Genomic DNA, 15002 nt, shown 5'->3' with positions numbered 1-15002 from the left:
CGGCGAGCTCACCTGTTGAGCCGCGGTCGGGTTGTAGCTGCCGAAGCGAACACTGCCAGCGAGTCACGCAGTACAGGCCGCTGCGCAGTCGCTGGCCCAGGGAGTGGTGCGGTGCAGCAAATGACGATCGGTGGCGATGCCAGCTCGGACAGCCGATTCAGCCTATTTGCGTGGTTTGGCGCCGCCTGCCGGTATTCCAAGCATATAGCCCGGGCCAATAAGTTGGCCGTCGTTTGGCATATAAGCGCGCGTTGTTGACAGGGTAGGGGAATCACGCAAGCGTACGCCGCCTAATGGCCTGCGGCGTCACGCATCGCCGTGGGGAGAACCACCTGGAGACCTGGATCTTGGACAAGCTGCTTCGTCGTACCGCCGCGCCCGTCGCGCGCCGCGCCCTCTCTCTGGCCACCGCCGCTGCGGTGCTGATGCTGGCCGCCTGCCAGGGCAAGGACACCGCTGCCGAGGCGAGCAAGACAGCGCCGGCGGCTACGCCCACTGAAGCCTCCACCGCCATCCATCCGGATCAGTGGCCATCGCCGAAGTGGCCGTTCGCGCAGGATGCGGCGCTGGAGCAGCGCATCAGCGACGTGATGGCCAAGATGAGCGTGGAGGAGAAGGTCGCCCAGACCGTGCAGGGCGACATCGCCAGCATGACCCCGGACGATGTGCGCAAGCACCGCATCGGCTCGGTGCTGGCCGGTGGCAATTCCGACCCGGGTGGCAAGTACAACGCCAGCCCGGCCGAGTGGCTGAAGCTGGCCGACGCCTTCTACGAAGCCTCGATGGATACCTCCAAGGGCGGCAACGCGATCCCGATCATCTTCGGCATCGATGCGGTGCACGGCCAGAGCAATATCGTCGGCGCCACGCTGTTCCCGCACAACATCGGCCTGGGCGCCACGCGCAATCCGGAGCTGATCAAGAAGATCGGCGAGGTCACCGCTGCCGAAACCCGCGTCACCGGCATGGAATGGACCTTCGCGCCCACCGTTGCGGTGCCGCAGGACGATCGCTGGGGCCGCAGCTATGAAGGCTATTCCGAATCGCCGGACGTGGTGGCCAGCTTCGCCGGCAAGATGGTCGAAGGCGTGCAGGGCACGCCGGGCACGCCGCAGTTCCTGGACGGCAGCCATGTGATCTCGTCGGTGAAGCACTTCGTCGGCGACGGCGGCACCACCGACGGCAAGGACCAGGGCGACACCAAGGTGTCCGAAGCCACCATGCGCGACATCCACGCCGCAGGCTACCCGCCGGCCATTGCCGCCGGTGCGCAGAGCGTCATGGCGTCCTTCAACAGCTTCAACGGCGAGAAGATGCACGGCCACAAGGTCATGCTGACCGACGTGCTCAAGGGCCGCATGAACTTCGGCGGCTTCGTGGTCGGCGACTGGAACGGTCATGGCCAGGTCAAGGGCTGCAGCAACGACAACTGCCCGGCCTCGTTCATTGCCGGCGTGGACATGGCGATGGCCGCCGACAGCTGGAAGGGCATCTACGAAACCGAACTGGCAGCGGTGAAGTCCGGCCAGATCAGCATGGAGCGTCTGGACGATGCGGTGCGCCGCATCCTGCGCGTCAAGATGCGTCTGGGTCTGTTCGAGGCCGGCAAGCCGTCCAAGCGCCCGCTCGGTGGCAAGTACGAATTGCTGGGTGCGCCCGAGCATCGCGCAATCGCCCGCCAGGCGGTGCGCGAGTCGCTGGTGCTGCTGAAGAACCAGGCCGGCATCCTGCCGCTGGATCCGAAAAAGCGCGTGCTGGTGCTGGGCGATGGCGCCAACGACATGGGCAAGCAGTCCGGCGGCTGGACGCTGAACTGGCAGGGTACCGGCACCAAGCGCAGCGACTATCCGAACGGCAACACCATCTGGGAAGGCCTGGACAAGCAGATCAAGGCTGCCGGCGGTAGCGCCGAGCTGGCCGTGGATGGCGCCTACAAGACCAAGCCCGACGTGGCGGTGGTGGTGTTCGGCGAGAACCCGTATGCCGAGTTCCAGGGCGACATCGCCACCCTGCTTTACAAGCCGGGCGACGACAGCGAGCTGACCCTGATCAAGAAGCTCAAGTCCGAGGGCATTCCGGTGGTGGCGGTGTTCCTGAGCGGGCGTCCGCTGTGGACCAACCAGTACATCAACGCATCCGACGCGTTCGTGGCCGCCTGGTTGCCCGGTTCCGAGGGCGAGGGCATCGCCGATGTGCTGCTGCGCAAGGCCGACGGCGGCGTGCAGAACGACTTCAAGGGCAAGCTGAGTTTCTCCTGGCCCAAGACCGCGGTGCAGTTCGCCAACAACGTGGGGCAGAAGGATTACGACCCGCAGTTCAAGTTCGGCTACGGCCTGACCTACGCCGACAAGGGCGATCTGGCCGCGCTTCCGGAAGAATCCGGGGTTTCCGGTGAGCAGTCGGTGGGCGGGGTGTACTTCGTGCGCGGCAAGCCCGCGCTGGGCATCGCCATGCAGCTGTCCAACGCCGGCCAGGCCAACATGCCGGCGACCACGCTGCCGGTGGGCCTGTCAGACGGTAGCCTGAAGATGAGCGCGGTCGATCACAAGGCGCAGGAAGATGCGCGGCGCCTGGTGTGGTCCGGTGCCAAACCTGCAAGCGTACTGCTGGTGTCCGGCAAGCCGGTGGACGTCTCGCGCGAAAGCAATGGCGATGTGCAATTGCAGCTGACCATGCGCCGCGACAGCGCAGTGACGGCGCCGGTGTGGTTGGGCGTGGGCTGCGGCGACAAGTGCGGCGGCCGGGTCGATGCGCAGAAGACCCTGGCCGCGCTGCCGCAGGGTCAGTGGAAAGTGGTCGGCGTTCCGCTCAAGTGTTTTGCGGTGGCCGGTGCCGATGTGACCAAGCTGACCCAGGTGGCCAGCATCGAAAGCGGCGCTGCGCTGGAGATCGCGGTATCGAAGGTCGCGTTGGGCGCGCTCAACGAAGCCGAAGTCACCGTGGATTGCCCGGTAAAGTGAATCGCAGGCCCGCAGGTATGCCTGCGGGTGGTGCGTCGATGCAATGAAACAAGGCGTGTCGCCGCCATCGGCGGCGCGTCACAACAGCGGCCACCGATCGCGGTGGTGTCATCAGCCGCCGCGGGGGCGGCGTCTTCGATCGGCCGGGATGGCCAGCAGCCGCGGTTCGCCGCGCTGCCGTCGTGCACAGGGTGCGCAGCGGCGGCAGTGGGCAGCCCTGCCTGATCGTTGGCGCTCTTCCCCAAAGCCAGACAGGAGAGTGCAGTGGGTTTGGCGACGTTGGATATCGTGATCGTGCTGGTCTATCTGACCGGCATCTTCGTGCTCGCGCAATTGGTTTCGCGCGAGAAGGCCGGCCACAGCAAGAGCGCCGAGGATTACTTCCTGGCCAGCAAGTCGCTGCCGTGGTGGGCAATCGGCGCCTCGCTGATTGCCGCGAACATTTCCGCCGAGCAGATCATCGGCATGGCCGGCTCCGGTTATGCGATCGGGCTGGCGATCGCCTCCTACGAATGGATGGCGGCGCTGACGCTGCTGATCGTCGGCAAGTTCTTCCTGCCGATCTTCCTGCGCAACGGCATCTACACCATGCCGCAGTTCCTGGAACAGCGCTACGGCAAGTGGATCCGCACGCTGATGGCGGTGTTCTGGCTGCTGCTGTACGTGTTCGTCAATCTCACCTCGATCCTGTGGCTGGGATCGATCGCGGTCAGCCAGGTCACCGGCATGGACCAGACCCTGGCGCTGGCATTGATCGGCGTGTTCGCGCTGGTCTATCAGCTGTACGGTGGGCTGAAGGCGGTGGCGCTGACCGACATCGTGCAGGTCACGCTGCTGGTGCTGGGCGGGCTGCTGGTGGCCGGGCTGACGCTGTCGCGCATCGGCGACGGTGCCGGCGTGCTGGCCGGCTTCCAGCATCTGTGGAATGCGCATCCCGAGCACTTCCACATGATCCTGAGCAAGGACAACCCGTTCTACAAGGATCTGCCGGGCCTGAGCGTGCTGCTGGGCGGGCTGTGGATCATGAACATCAGCTACTGGGGCTTCAACCAGTACATCATCCAGCGCGCGCTGGCGGCAAAGAACATCGGCGAGGCGCAGAAGGGCATGGTGTTCGCCGCGTTCCTGAAGCTGCTGATGCCGCTGGTGATCGTGGTGCCTGGCATTGCCGCAGTGGTGCTGGCGCCGGATCTGGCCAAGCCCGATCAGGCCTATCCGACCATGATGCAGTTGCTGCCCACCGGCATCCTGGGCCTGGTGTTCGCCGCGCTGGTGGCGGCGATCGTGGCCTCGCTGGCCTCCAAGATCAATTCGGTGGCGACCATCTTCACCCTGGATTTCTACGCCAAGTTCCGCCCGCACACCGAGCAGAAGACGCTGGTGCGCGTGGGCCGCATCGTGGCCGCACTGTCGGTACTGATCGGCATCCTGACCGCACGCCCGCTGCTGGGCAACTTCGACCAGGGCTTCCAGTTCATCCAGGAATTCACCGGTTTCTTCACTCCAGGCGTGGTGGTGATCTTCATGCTGGGCCTGTTCTGGAAGCGCGCCAACGAAGCCGGTGCGTTGACGGCGGCGATCGGCTCGGTGGTGTTGTCGTTCGCGCTGAAGTTCGCCTGGCCGGAACTGCCGTTCATGGACCGCATCGGCGTGGTGTTCCTGGCCGCACTGGTGCTGGCGGTGGTGGTCTCGCTGCTGACTCCGGCCACGCAGGCGCGCGATCTGATCCGCACCGACGATGTGGCCTATGGCACCACGCTGGGCTTCAAGGTCGGCGCCGCCGGGGTGATCGCGATCCTGATCGTGCTGTACACGGTGTTCTGGTAAGCCAGGCAGATATCGGGAGTGGCTGACGCAAGGCGTGTCAGTCGCTCCGGCAGCGATCATCATGCGGCGCGGCACCTGGGTGTCGCGCCGCATTGCGTTCAGCGCCTCGGGTGATGCCGGTATCGGACGAGCGGGCAGTGCCAGCTCGCGGAAAACCTCTGCTCGCGTTCCCGGGCGCGTAAAGAATGCCAAATCCAGACCGACGGCAGTGCCGTCCATCGGTCGATGCTCAGACGCGCGCGGCGGCCATGTCTGCGGCCAGCAGATCGACCGGCGCGGCGTACGGCTGGTGCCAGGGCGTCTGCAACCAGGTTTCCAGCGCAGCGGCAGGCATCGGCTTGGCGATCCAGTAGCCCTGGCCCTCGTCGCACCCCCAGGCTTGCAGCTGCGCATAGGCTTCGGCCGATTCGATGCCTTCGGCCACCACGCGCTGGCCCAGGCTGTGGCCGAGCTGGATCATCGCCGGCACCAGGGTGCGGTCGGTGCGGTTGTCCGGCAGCGAGCGAATGAAGGATTGATCGATCTTCAACGAGCGGGCCGGCAGTTGCTTGAGGTAGCTGAAGTTGCTGTAGCCGGTGCCGAAGTCGTCGATGGCGATGTGCACGCCCAGCGCGGCCACCGCGGCCAGTTGTTCGGCCAGATGTTCGGGATGGCGGATCATCGCGCTCTCGGTGAATTCGATCTCCAGCCGGCGCGGATCCAGTCTGTGGCGTTCCAGCCCGCGTCGCAGCAACGCCGCAAAGCCGGGGCGGTCCAGGTCGGCGGCCGATACGTTCAAGGCCAGATTGAAGTCCAGGCCCTGCCGCTGCCAGCGCGCGGCCTGGGCGATGCCGTTATCGATCACCCAGGCGGTGATGCGGTTGATCAATGCGGTCTTCTCGGCCATCGGCACGAAGTCCGAGGGCAGCACCGGGCCGATCATCGGGTGTTGCCAGCGCAGCAGCGCCTCGACCGCCACGCAGCGGTGGTCGTGCAGGTCCACACGCGGTTGGTAATGCAGGCGGAGCTGACTGGCGCTGTCCAGCGCCGCGGGCAGGGCGGCAAGCAGGCGGAAGGTCGAGCGCTGGGCCACGTCGTGCTTGCGTTCGTACCGGCTCCACGCCAGCCCGCGCTCGCGCGACACGTCCACGGCGGTGGTCAGCGAGCGGATGGTGTCGGCCGCACCATAACTGCTGTGCAAGGCCACCGCGCCGATCGAGGCCACTGCGGTATGCGGAATGCCCTGATGATCGAGCGGTTCGGCGAAGGCCTTCGACAGCCGGGTGCACAGGCTTGCCAGCCGCTGGTTCTCGGCCTGGGTGAGAAAGCCGAAGGTGGTCGGATCCAGCCGGTACAGCAGGGTGTCGCCCGGCAGGTAGGCGGCCAGCCGGCGCTGCGCCAGCGCCACGTAGCCGTCGGCATAATCCCAGCCGAGCGCCTTGACCATGTCGCGAAAGTAATCGCTGCCGCAGATATCGATCGCCACCGCGGTGGTGGCCGGCGCGGTTTCGCGCTGCGCCAGCCAGACATCCAGATCCTCGCCGAAGCGCGAGCGGTTGGGCAGGCCGGTGGCGCCATCGCGATAGGTGGTGCTGCGCAGGTTCTCCACCCGCAGCACTGCCAGATCGCGCAGCCCCTGCAGATGATCGAGCGCGTCGGCGTCCAGCGCGGTGCGGGGCGTGGTGCCGATCACGCATAAGGTGCCGATGCGGTGGCCGTCGCGCAGCGTCAACGGCGCGCCTGCGTAGAAGCGGATGAACGGTGGCCCCAGCACCAGCGGATTGTCGCTGAAGCGCGGGTCCAACCGCGCATCCAGCACCACCATGGTTTCGTCCGACGCGATGGCATGCGCGCAGAACGCCTGGTCGCGCGGCGTTTCGGGAGTTTCCATGCCAAGGCGTGCCTTGAACCACTGGCGGTGCGCGTCCACCAGCGAGACCAGCGCGATGTCGGCCCCCAGGCTGCGCGCTGCCAGCGCGGCAATGGTGTCGAACACCGGATCCGGCGGCGAATCCAGCAGGCACAGGCCACGCAGGACGGCCACGCGGCTGGTGTCGTCGATGACGGAAGGGGGCTGGGACACGGGGGCAGGGTCGGACGGCATGTTGCTCTATCGGCCTCTGCCGCATTCGCTTGACGCACGTGCCCCGTCTTATTCAGCTGCCAGCAGCGCAATCGCATGGTGCAGCGCAGGGCAAAGCACGTCCGTGTCCGCCGCTGGTCCGGGCAAAGGGCCGCGGTTTTCGCGTTGCAACACGCCTCTGCGCGAGCGGGCAAAGCCCGTCCCGTCATGCCGGCAGGCGATTCGGGCGCATCGGCTGGCCTGCGCCTGCGCGCGGACGCTCGAAAGTTAACGTTACCAGCGCTCGCCGACGGCAGTCTGCGCGCTCGGTCCACATCCAGGCGTTTTTTCGGTTCTGTGACCTGCGCGCGGCGCGCGCCATCGTGCTTCGCGCACGGTGGCCACTGCGGGCCCGGCCGCGCGCGCGCCGCCATGCCCGTGTTCCCCATCTTCTGGAGCCGATCATGAACATCTTCAATCGCCTGGCGCAGCGCGCCGTGCTGCTGGTTGCCGGGCTTGCGCTGACGTCGCTGGCCCACGCCGGTCTCTCCGTTTCCGGCACGCAATTACGCGAGTCCAACGGCAATGCGCTGGTGCTGCGAGGGATCAATCTGCCGCATGCCTGGTTCGCCGACCGCACCGACACGGCGCTGGCGCAGATCGCCTCCACCGGCGCCAACAGCGTGCGCGTGGTGCTCAGCTCAGGCCATCGCTGGAACCGCACGCCGGAAGCGGAAGTGGCGCGCATCATCGCGCGCTGCAAGAGTCTGGGCCTGATCGCGGTGCTGGAAGTGCACGACACCACCGGTTATGGCGAAGAGGGCGCCGCCGGCAGCCTGGCCAATGCCGCCAGCTACTGGACCAGCGTGCGCGGTGCGCTGGTGGGGCAGGAGGATTACGTCATCATCAATATCGGTAACGAGCCGTTCGGCAACCGGCTTAGCGCCAGCGAATGGGTGACTGGGCACGCGCGTGCCATCGCCACGCTGCGCAATGCCGGCCTGACCCACGCGTTGATGGTGGACGCACCCAACTGGGGCCAGGACTGGCAGTTCTACATGCGCGACAACGCCGCGGCGCTGCTGGCCCAGGACAGCCGCCGCAATCTCGTTTTCAGCGTGCACATGTACGAAGTCTTCGGCAGCGATGCGCCGGTGGACAGCTATCTGCGCGCCTTCCGCAGCAACGGCCTGGCGCTGGTGGTAGGCGAGTTCGGCGCCGACCATCGCGGCGCGCAGGTGGACGAGGCGGCGATCATGCGCCGCGCGCGCGAGTACGGCGTTGGCTACATGGGCTGGTCGTGGTCGGGCAACGACAGCAGCAACCAGTCGCTGGATATCGTGCTGGGCTGGGATCCGGCCCGCCTGAGCAGCTGGGGGCGCACCCTGATCGACGGCCCGGACGGCATTCGGGCAACCTCGCGCAAGGCCAGCATCTTCGGCGCCAGGCGGCGCTGAAGCGGCCAACGGAACATGGCGCGCAGTCGTCGGGTGGGGCGGCGGCGCCCGGTCATCGGGAACGTGCGCGTGACATATGCCGGTTCCGGTCACCGGCCGCGCCCGGCTGGCGGTGAGCGCAGCGCCTTCGCCGACCGCGCCTGGCTGGACGCCCCGGGCGCATGCTCGGGCGTCCAGCCAGGGCGATCAGCGCCCGGGTTCGCGCAGCGGCCCCGGACTCGGCCGTTTGGTCAGCTTGCGTTGCAGCGAGCGGCGGTGCATGCCCAGCAGACGCGCGGCCGCGGACACGTTGCCGCCGGTTTCGTGCAGCGCCTGCTGGATGTGCTCCCACTGCAGGCGGCTGAGCGGGGTCATCATGTCCTGTGCGGCCTCTTCCTCATCCGGCTCGGGCAGGTCGTCGTCCTCTTCGCCCAGCGCCCGCATGATGGTCGGGATGTTGGCCGGCTTGGGCAGGTAATCGTCGGCGCCGAGTTTGATGGCTTCCACCGCGGTGGCGATGCTGGCGTAGCCGGTGACCAGCAGGATGCGCATGTCGGCGCGGATCTCGCGCAGCGGCTGGATCAGGCTCAGCCCGGAATCGTGGCCGAGCTTGAGATCGATCAGGGCGAAGTCCGGCAATGCGCTGCGCGCAGTGGCGAGCGCGCTGGCGGCATCGGTGGCGGTCAGGGTTTCCACGCCGCGGCGTGCCAGGCTGCGCTGCAGCGTGCGCAGGTACAAGGTGTCGTCGTCGACCAACAGGCCGGTACGGATCGGAGTGCTTGTCATGCCAGGACCTCGTGGTCGGAAAGCGGCAGCCGGAACCCGACGCGGGCACCGCTGCCTTCGGCGGGCAGCATCCACAGCTCGCCCTGCAGGCGTTCGACGGTGGCATGCGACAAGGCCAGGCCAACACCCATGCCGTCGTGTTTGCCGCTGTTGAACAAGGTACCAGGCAGCATGGCCTGCGCGGTGTCGAAACCGGGCCCGTAGTCGCGCACCTCACCGCTGAGGTGATCGTCTTCCACTCGAAGCGTGAGGTCGATCTGCGGGCGGCCGGCCCGCTCGCCGGCATCGGCGGCATTGTTGAGCAATACCATCAACAGGTGGCCGACGCCTGGCTGCAGCAGCAAGCGCATCGGGGCGTCCTCGTTGCGGCGCAGCTCGATGGTGGGGCGCACCAGCCGCCATTGCTCCAGCACTTCCTTCACCGCGACTTCGCGGCTCAGATGGCCGTTGTCGGCCGGTGCGGCCAGCGCCAGCACGCGCTCGTGGCACTGCACCAGCAACTCGCGCAAGGTGTCCAGGTCCTCGCGCAACTCGGCCTGATCGCATTGGTCGGCGATATCGTCCACCAGCAGTGTCATCGTCGCCAGCGGGGTGTTGAGTTCGTGCGCCACCGAAGCCGCGTGCGTGGCCAGCGCCACGATGCCCTCGTTGCGGGCGAAGCGCTCGCGCAGGGTGGATATCTCGCGTTCGCGTTCGCGCATCGATAGCGCCAACCGCGTGGCGAAGGCCAGCACCACCACGGTGGAGAGCAGGAAGTTGGCCGCCATGCCCCACATGTGCAGGCTCAGCGGATCGAAGCTGCCGTACGGCAGCGGCAGGCCGAACGCTGCGCTGATCACGTAGCCGGCCACGCACGACGCCGCCACCGCCATCGCCCAGGCCAATGGCAGGGCCAGTGCGGCCAGCGCGATCAGCACCAGGAACAGCGAGCCGAACGGATTGGCGATGCCGCCGCTCCAGCCCACCATCCAGGTCAGCACGGTGACATCGACCAGGATGTGGCCGAATTCGGTGGCCGGGCCGACCGCGCTGCGGTGGGCGACGCGCAACTGCGCATACAGGTTGAACACCGCCAGTGCGGCCACGCCGGCCCACAGCGGTTGCTGCGGCAGGTTCAGGCCCATCAGGCCGGTGGCGACCAGGATGGTGGCGGCCTGGCCGGCCGTGGCCAGCCAGCGCAGGCTGCACAGGGTCCGCAGGAAGGAGGCGTCGGAGCTGTTCATCGCCACAATGCTATGCGCTCGGGGCAGTGGCGGCCTGCGACAAACCGTCGCATCGGCCGGCAGGACGGCCCGCAGCACGCTTCAGCTGTGAGCGGACGGAGGACAGGCTAAAATACGCCGATGCATGACGCCGTGACCCGCCCAACTCCTCCCGCCGACGCCACCGCCTGGCCGCGTCGCATCACCCAGGCCGTCAGGATCGGCAGCGTGACCGTGGGTGGAGGCCACCCGGTGGTCGTCCAGTCGATGACCAATACCGATACCGCCGACATCGCCGGCAGCGTCAAGCAGGTGGCCGAGCTGTGGCGCGCCGGCTCGGAGATGGTGCGCCTGACCGTCAACAACGCCGAGTCCGCTGCCGCCATCCCGCGCATCGTCGACAAGCTGCGCATGATGGGAATCGAAGTGCCGTTGATCGGCGACTTCCATTACAACGGCCATCAGCTGCTCGCCGCCGAGCCGGCCTGTGCGCAAGCGTTGGCCAAGTACCGCATCAACCCGGGCAACGTCGGCTTCGGCAAGAAGAAAGACCTGCAGTTCGGGCAGCTGATCGAATTCGCCATCAAGTACGACAAGCCGGTGCGCATCGGCGCCAACTGGGGCTCGCTGGACCAGTCGCTGGCGGCGCAGCTGATGGACGAGAACTCCAGGCGCGAGTCGCCCTGGGACGCCGGCCGCGTGCTGCGCGAGGCGCTGATCCGCTCGGCGGTGGATTCGGCCGAGCGGGCGGTGGAACTGGGCCTGCCGCGCGAGCGCATCATCCTGTCGGCCAAGGTCTCCGGCGTGCAGGAGCTGATCGCGGTGTACCGCGACATGGCCAGCCGCTGCGATTTCGCGTTGCACCTGGGGCTGACCGAAGCCGGCATCGGCAGCAAGGGCATCGTGGCCTCGGCCGCGGCATTGAGCGTACTGCTGCAGGAAGGCATCGGCGACACCATCCGTATTTCGCTGACGCCCGAGCCGGGCCAGCCGCGCACGCAGGAAGTGGTGGTGGCGCAGGAATTGCTGCAGACCACCGGCCAGCGCGCCTTCACGCCAATGGTCACCGCCTGCCCGGGCTGCGGCCGTACCACCTCCGAGTTCTTCCAGGAGCTGGCAGGCGTCGTGCAGAACCATGTGCGCGCGCGCATGCCGGAATGGAAGATCTCCAACCCCGGCGCGGAGAACATGACCCTGGCGGTGATGGGCTGCGTGGTGAATGGGCCGGGTGAATCGCGTCACGCCAATATCGGCATCTCCTTGCCGGGCACCGGTGAAGCGCCATCGGCGCCGGTCTTCGTGGATGGTGAGAAGGCCGTCACCCTGCGTGGCGAGAACATCGCGCAGGACTTCATCGCGCTGATCGACCAGTATGTCGAACGCACCTATGTCCGACGCGCCGGCTGAATCGCCGGCCGGGTTCAAGGCGTGGTTGCGCCGTAACGCATGGCGCATGGGGCTGTTGTTCGTCGGCGTGCTGGTGCCGCTGGGCCTGTTCGTGGACCTGGCCGACGAAGTCCACGAGCTGGAAAACTTCTATTTCGACGAACCCTTGCTGTGGAGTCTGCGCAGCATTGCCACCCCGACGCTGGATACATTTTTCGGGATGATCTCCAAGATCGGTTACCAGTACGGCGTGATCCCGGCCGATGTCGGCATCGTGCTGGTGCTGCTGGCGCTGCGGCGCTGGCGCGAAGGAACCTTCGCGGCGTTGGGCTTCGGCGGTTCGGCCTTGCTCAACATGGGCGCCAAGCAGTTCTTCCAGCGCGACCGGCCGAGCCTGTGGGACTCGATCGCGCCGGAGAGCACTTTCAGCTTTCCCAGCGGCCACGCGATGGGCTCGATGACCCTGGCGGCGGTGGTCATTGCACTGGCCTGGCGCACCCGCTGGCGTTGGCCGGTGACCATCGTGGCCAGTGCGTTCGCGTTGCTGGTCGGCGTGTCGCGCATCTACCTGGGCGTGCATTACCCCTCCGACATCCTGGGCGGCTGGTCGGCGGCGCTGGTGTGGGTGGTCGGCCTGTATCTGGTCATGTTCCGCGGCACGCGGCGCCCGCATTGGCGTCGCGTTCGCGTGTCGACCTGAGTGCATCCAGTTCTTCGCTATTTCAGCCAGGCGCCAGCAGATGGATGGGCGCATTGCATGCCCCTCGATGTCTGCCTGGATCTCGTGCAGTCCACACCTGCATGCGGCGCACGAACAGCCATCCATGCGCTGACCGGCACGTCCAAGGTCTGGTACGGCGCGGCACTGGAACATCACGCGGTGGTCGCACCCGGTGACTTTCTCTACATCCCGGCCGGCATGCCGCATCAGCCGTACAACGATGGGGTAGAGCCAGCGGTGGTGCTGGTGGCCCGCACCGATCCCAGTACGCAGGAAAGCGTGGTGGTGCTGCCTGAGCTGGATCACCTGCATGGATGACGGCGGGGCATGGGCGGTCATGCAGCAGCGCTGGAATTGCAGTGTCGAGCGGCTGCCTCGGACTGCAGTGTCCGCGTGGATGCTCCGATGAGCGCTATGCCTGGCCCCGCAGGGAGTGATTCTTTGCGGGGGCATGGCGCAGCAGCTGCAGGCCGGTCACGCTGCCGATCAGCGCGAGCAGCATCACGTAATAGCCCGCGCCCATCGGGTGCTGCTTGACCAGCATCACCACCAGCAGCGGCGTCAGCCCGCCGAAGACGGCATAGCCCAGGTTGTAGGCGAACGACACGCCGGACAGGCGGACGGCCGGCGGGAACATCTCGACCATGATGCGCGGGATCACGCCCAGGATGCCCAGTGCCGCGCCCAGTAGCGCGTACAGCGGAAACACCAGCTGCGGATCGCCGGCCAGGCGATAGAACAGCCACGCCGCTACACCGAGCAACAGGCTGCCGATGAGCAGCACGCGTCCGTTGCCATGGCGGTCGGCCAACGTACCGGCCACCACCGAACCCAGCGCCTGCAGCACGATCGCCAGGCTGTTGGCCTGCAGCGCCACCGCCGCCGGGTAGTGATAGCTGCTCTGCAACAGGCCGGGCGTCATCAACGACACCACCAGCACGCCGCCGGCCACCATCCAGGTCAGTGCCAGTGACCGCAGTACGCCGCGCCGATGATCGCGCAGCACCAGCTTGAGCGGGGTCTCGCGTGCGAGCGCGCGCATGGCGACCAGCTCTGCAAACACCGGCGTTTCGTGCAGCCAGCGCCGCAGATAGACCGATATCAGCCCGAACACCCCGCCGGCGAGGAACGGCAGGCGCCAAGCGTAGTCGGCGATCTCGGCAGTGGTGAAGTAGCGGTTGAGCGCGCCGGCGCCCAGTGAGCCAAGCAGCACGCCACCAGCCAGGCCGGCAGTCAGCGTGCCGCAGGCCAGCCCGGTGCGATGTGGTGGCACATGCTCGGCCACGAAGACCCAGGCGCTGGGCACTTCGCCGCCGATCGCGGCGCCCTGCAACAGGCGCGCGGCCAGCAGCAAGAGCGGCGCTGCCATGCCGATCTGCGCGTAGGTCGGCAACAGGCCGATGCACAGCGTGGGCAGTGCCATCAGCAACAGGCTCAAGGCGAACATGCGTTTGCGGCCGACCAGGTCGCCGAAATGGGCCATCACCATGCCGCCGAGCGGCCGCACCAGGTAGCCGGCCGCAAAGATGCCAAAGGTCTGCAGCTGCCGCATCCACTCTGGAATGCCGGGCGGGAAGAACAGCTGGCCCAGCACGGCGGCGAAGAAGATGAAGATGATGAAGTCATACAGTTCCAGTGCCCCGCCCAGTGCCGACAACGCCAGGGTCTTGTAGTCGCTCGCGCGCAGGGGCCTGGGGGCGGCGGGCGAGAGCGAGTCAGTGGTCACTGGCAGGCATCCTTGTAGGCGTGGGACGCGCGCAACGCCGCGCGTCGATGTGCCGCCATGCTAGCGCGGCCCTGCTGGCGGTACGGCGCGGCGTACTTGCCGGCGTGTGCGCAAATACGAACCGGCCGCCGCGCTCAGCCCAGGCTGGCCCGCGCTGCCGCTTCGGCATGCAGGGCGGTGGTATCGAACAGCGGTACATGGGCGTCGCTGGCGTCCACCAGCAGCGCGATCTCGGTGCAGCCCAGCACGATGGCCTGCGCGCCATCGGCGACCAGGCCGGCCATGATCTGGCGGAACAGCAGGCGCGAGGATGCCTGGATCACGCCCTGGCACAATTCTTCGTGGATCACCCGGTGCAGCTGCGCGCGTGCCGCTTCCGGCGGGACCAGTACCTGCAGGCCGCGTGCTTGCAGGCGCAGGCGGTAGAACGGCTGCTCCATGGTGAAGCGCGTTCCCAATAGCCCGACGCGGGTGATGCCTGCGGCATTCAGCGCATCGGCGGTGGCGTCGGCGATATGCAACAGCGGCACCGGCGTGGCCGCGGTGATGGCATCGGCCACGCAGTGCATGGTGTTGGTGCACAGCACCAGCAGCTCGGCACCGGCCGCCTGCAGTGCACGCGCAGCGTCCGCCATGGCATCGCCGGCCGCGTCCCAGTCGCCGGCCTGTTGCAGTCGTTCGATGGTCTGAAAATCCACGCTGTACAGCACCAGCCTGGCCGAATGCAGACCGCCACAGTCGCGCCGCACCGCCTGATTGATCAGCCGGTAATAGGTCTGGGTGGATTCCCAGCTCATGCCGCCGATCAGGCCAAGCGTCTTGACGGGTTTCAACGCGGTGGGTGCGGGTGGCATGCCGTAGGCCCTGGAGTGGCGAACACAACGTTGCGAAGCGTTGCCGGGTAGGGCGTGGACGAC

The 15002-nt window shown here is 67.2% G+C and carries 11 protein-coding genes; 6 read left to right on the top strand and 5 right to left on the bottom strand.

The features are described 5' to 3' along the window. Positions 1-347 precede the first annotated feature (347 nt). Both LL962_RS17410 and LL962_RS17405 read left to right on the top strand, forming a co-directional pair. Positions 348-2960: a glycoside hydrolase family 3 protein gene (locus LL962_RS17410; RefSeq protein WP_228317809.1), complete on the top strand. Its 2613-nt coding sequence runs from the start codon at positions 348-350 to the stop codon at positions 2958-2960. 264 nt (positions 2961-3224) lie between these two features. Then, positions 3225-4787, top strand: a complete 1563-nt coding sequence (locus LL962_RS17405) for a sodium/sugar symporter (protein WP_228317808.1) — start codon at positions 3225-3227, stop codon at positions 4785-4787. Between the two features lie 229 nt (positions 4788-5016). Here the strand turns inward: LL962_RS17405 and LL962_RS17400 are convergent, their stop codons facing one another. Then, positions 5017-6870 carry a putative bifunctional diguanylate cyclase/phosphodiesterase gene (locus LL962_RS17400; RefSeq protein ID WP_228317807.1) on the bottom strand — a complete coding sequence of 618 codons (1854 nt, stop codon included), beginning with the start codon at positions 6868-6870 and terminating at the stop codon, positions 5017-5019. Positions 6871-7292: 422 nt separating this feature from the next. Here LL962_RS17400 and LL962_RS17395 point away from each other — a divergent pair, with 422 nt between their 5' ends. Further along, entirely contained in the window at positions 7293-8285 is a 993-nt protein-coding gene (locus LL962_RS17395) for a glycoside hydrolase family 5 protein (RefSeq protein ID WP_228317806.1), read from the top strand. Between the two features lie 186 nt (positions 8286-8471). Here LL962_RS17395 and LL962_RS17390 read toward each other — a convergent pair whose 3' ends face one another. Both LL962_RS17390 and LL962_RS17385 read right to left on the bottom strand, forming a co-directional pair. Then, a complete protein-coding gene (locus LL962_RS17390) occupies positions 8472-9050 on the bottom strand; it encodes a response regulator transcription factor (protein WP_104586416.1) in 579 nt (192 codons plus the stop codon). Beyond that, complete coding sequence (locus LL962_RS17385; protein ID WP_228317805.1) at positions 9047-10273, bottom strand: ATP-binding protein; 1227 nt, start codon at positions 10271-10273, stop codon at positions 9047-9049. The genes LL962_RS17390 and LL962_RS17385 overlap by 4 nt, the downstream gene beginning before the upstream one ends. Before the next feature lie 120 nt (positions 10274-10393). Here LL962_RS17385 and ispG point away from each other — a divergent pair, with 120 nt between their 5' ends. The 3 genes from ispG to LL962_RS17370 are packed head-to-tail and all read left to right on the top strand — an operon-like array spanning position 10394 to position 12677. After that, positions 10394-11659 (top strand): flavodoxin-dependent (E)-4-hydroxy-3-methylbut-2-enyl-diphosphate synthase, encoded by a 1266-nt coding sequence (ispG, locus tag LL962_RS17380; protein WP_228317804.1) that lies wholly within the window; start codon positions 10394-10396, stop codon positions 11657-11659. Beyond that, positions 11640-12338, top strand: a complete 699-nt coding sequence (locus LL962_RS17375) for a phosphatase PAP2 family protein (RefSeq protein ID WP_228317803.1) — start codon at positions 11640-11642, stop codon at positions 12336-12338. Before ispG ends, LL962_RS17375 begins: the two co-directional genes overlap by 20 nt. A 57-nt stretch (positions 12339-12395) precedes the next feature. Further along, positions 12396-12677, top strand: a complete 282-nt coding sequence (locus tag LL962_RS17370) for a cupin domain-containing protein (protein ID WP_228317802.1) — start codon at positions 12396-12398, stop codon at positions 12675-12677. A gap of 94 nt (positions 12678-12771) precedes the next feature. On the opposite strand, the gene LL962_RS17365 is transcribed toward LL962_RS17370, so the two are convergent. Together LL962_RS17365 and LL962_RS17360 are read right to left on the bottom strand one after the other, a co-directional pair. Beyond that, the gene (locus LL962_RS17365; RefSeq protein ID WP_228317801.1) at positions 12772-14085 is read right to left on the bottom strand and encodes an MFS transporter; all 1314 of its coding nucleotides are present in this window, start codon (positions 14083-14085) and stop codon (positions 12772-12774) included. Between the two features lie 134 nt (positions 14086-14219). Then, positions 14220-14939 (bottom strand): aspartate/glutamate racemase family protein, encoded by a 720-nt coding sequence (locus tag LL962_RS17360; protein ID WP_228317800.1) that lies wholly within the window; start codon positions 14937-14939, stop codon positions 14220-14222. Between the last annotated feature and the right edge of the window lie 63 nt (positions 14940-15002).

It is taken from the genome of Xanthomonas sp. NCPPB 1067, from assembly GCF_020783795.1.
GTDB classification, from domain to species: Bacteria; Pseudomonadota; Gammaproteobacteria; order Xanthomonadales; family Xanthomonadaceae; genus Xanthomonas; species Xanthomonas melonis.
The sequence above is the reverse complement of the archived record's forward strand: the minus strand, read 5'-3'. Positions and strand labels throughout refer to the sequence as shown.

Excerpts from the sequence above, each read along its gene's own strand:
- LL962_RS17390 (WP_104586416.1), bottom strand. The coding sequence starts at position 9,050 with ATGACAAGCACTCCGATCCGTACCGGCCTGTTGGTCGACGACGACACC.
- LL962_RS17360 (WP_228317800.1), bottom strand. The coding sequence starts at position 14,939 with ATGCCACCCGCACCCACCGCGTTGAAACCCGTCAAGACGCTTGGCCTG.
- LL962_RS17395 (WP_228317806.1), top strand. The coding sequence starts at position 7,293 with ATGAACATCTTCAATCGCCTGGCGCAGCGCGCCGTGCTGCTGGTTGCC.
- LL962_RS17385 (WP_228317805.1), bottom strand. The coding sequence starts at position 10,273 with ATGAACAGCTCCGACGCCTCCTTCCTGCGGACCCTGTGCAGCCTGCGC.
- LL962_RS17375 (WP_228317803.1), top strand. The coding sequence starts at position 11,640 with ATGTCCGACGCGCCGGCTGAATCGCCGGCCGGGTTCAAGGCGTGGTTG.
- LL962_RS17400 (WP_228317807.1), bottom strand. The coding sequence starts at position 6,870 with ATGCCGTCCGACCCTGCCCCCGTGTCCCAGCCCCCTTCCGTCATCGAC.
- LL962_RS17370 (WP_228317802.1), top strand. The coding sequence starts at position 12,396 with ATGCCCCTCGATGTCTGCCTGGATCTCGTGCAGTCCACACCTGCATGC.
- ispG (WP_228317804.1), top strand. The coding sequence starts at position 10,394 with ATGCATGACGCCGTGACCCGCCCAACTCCTCCCGCCGACGCCACCGCC.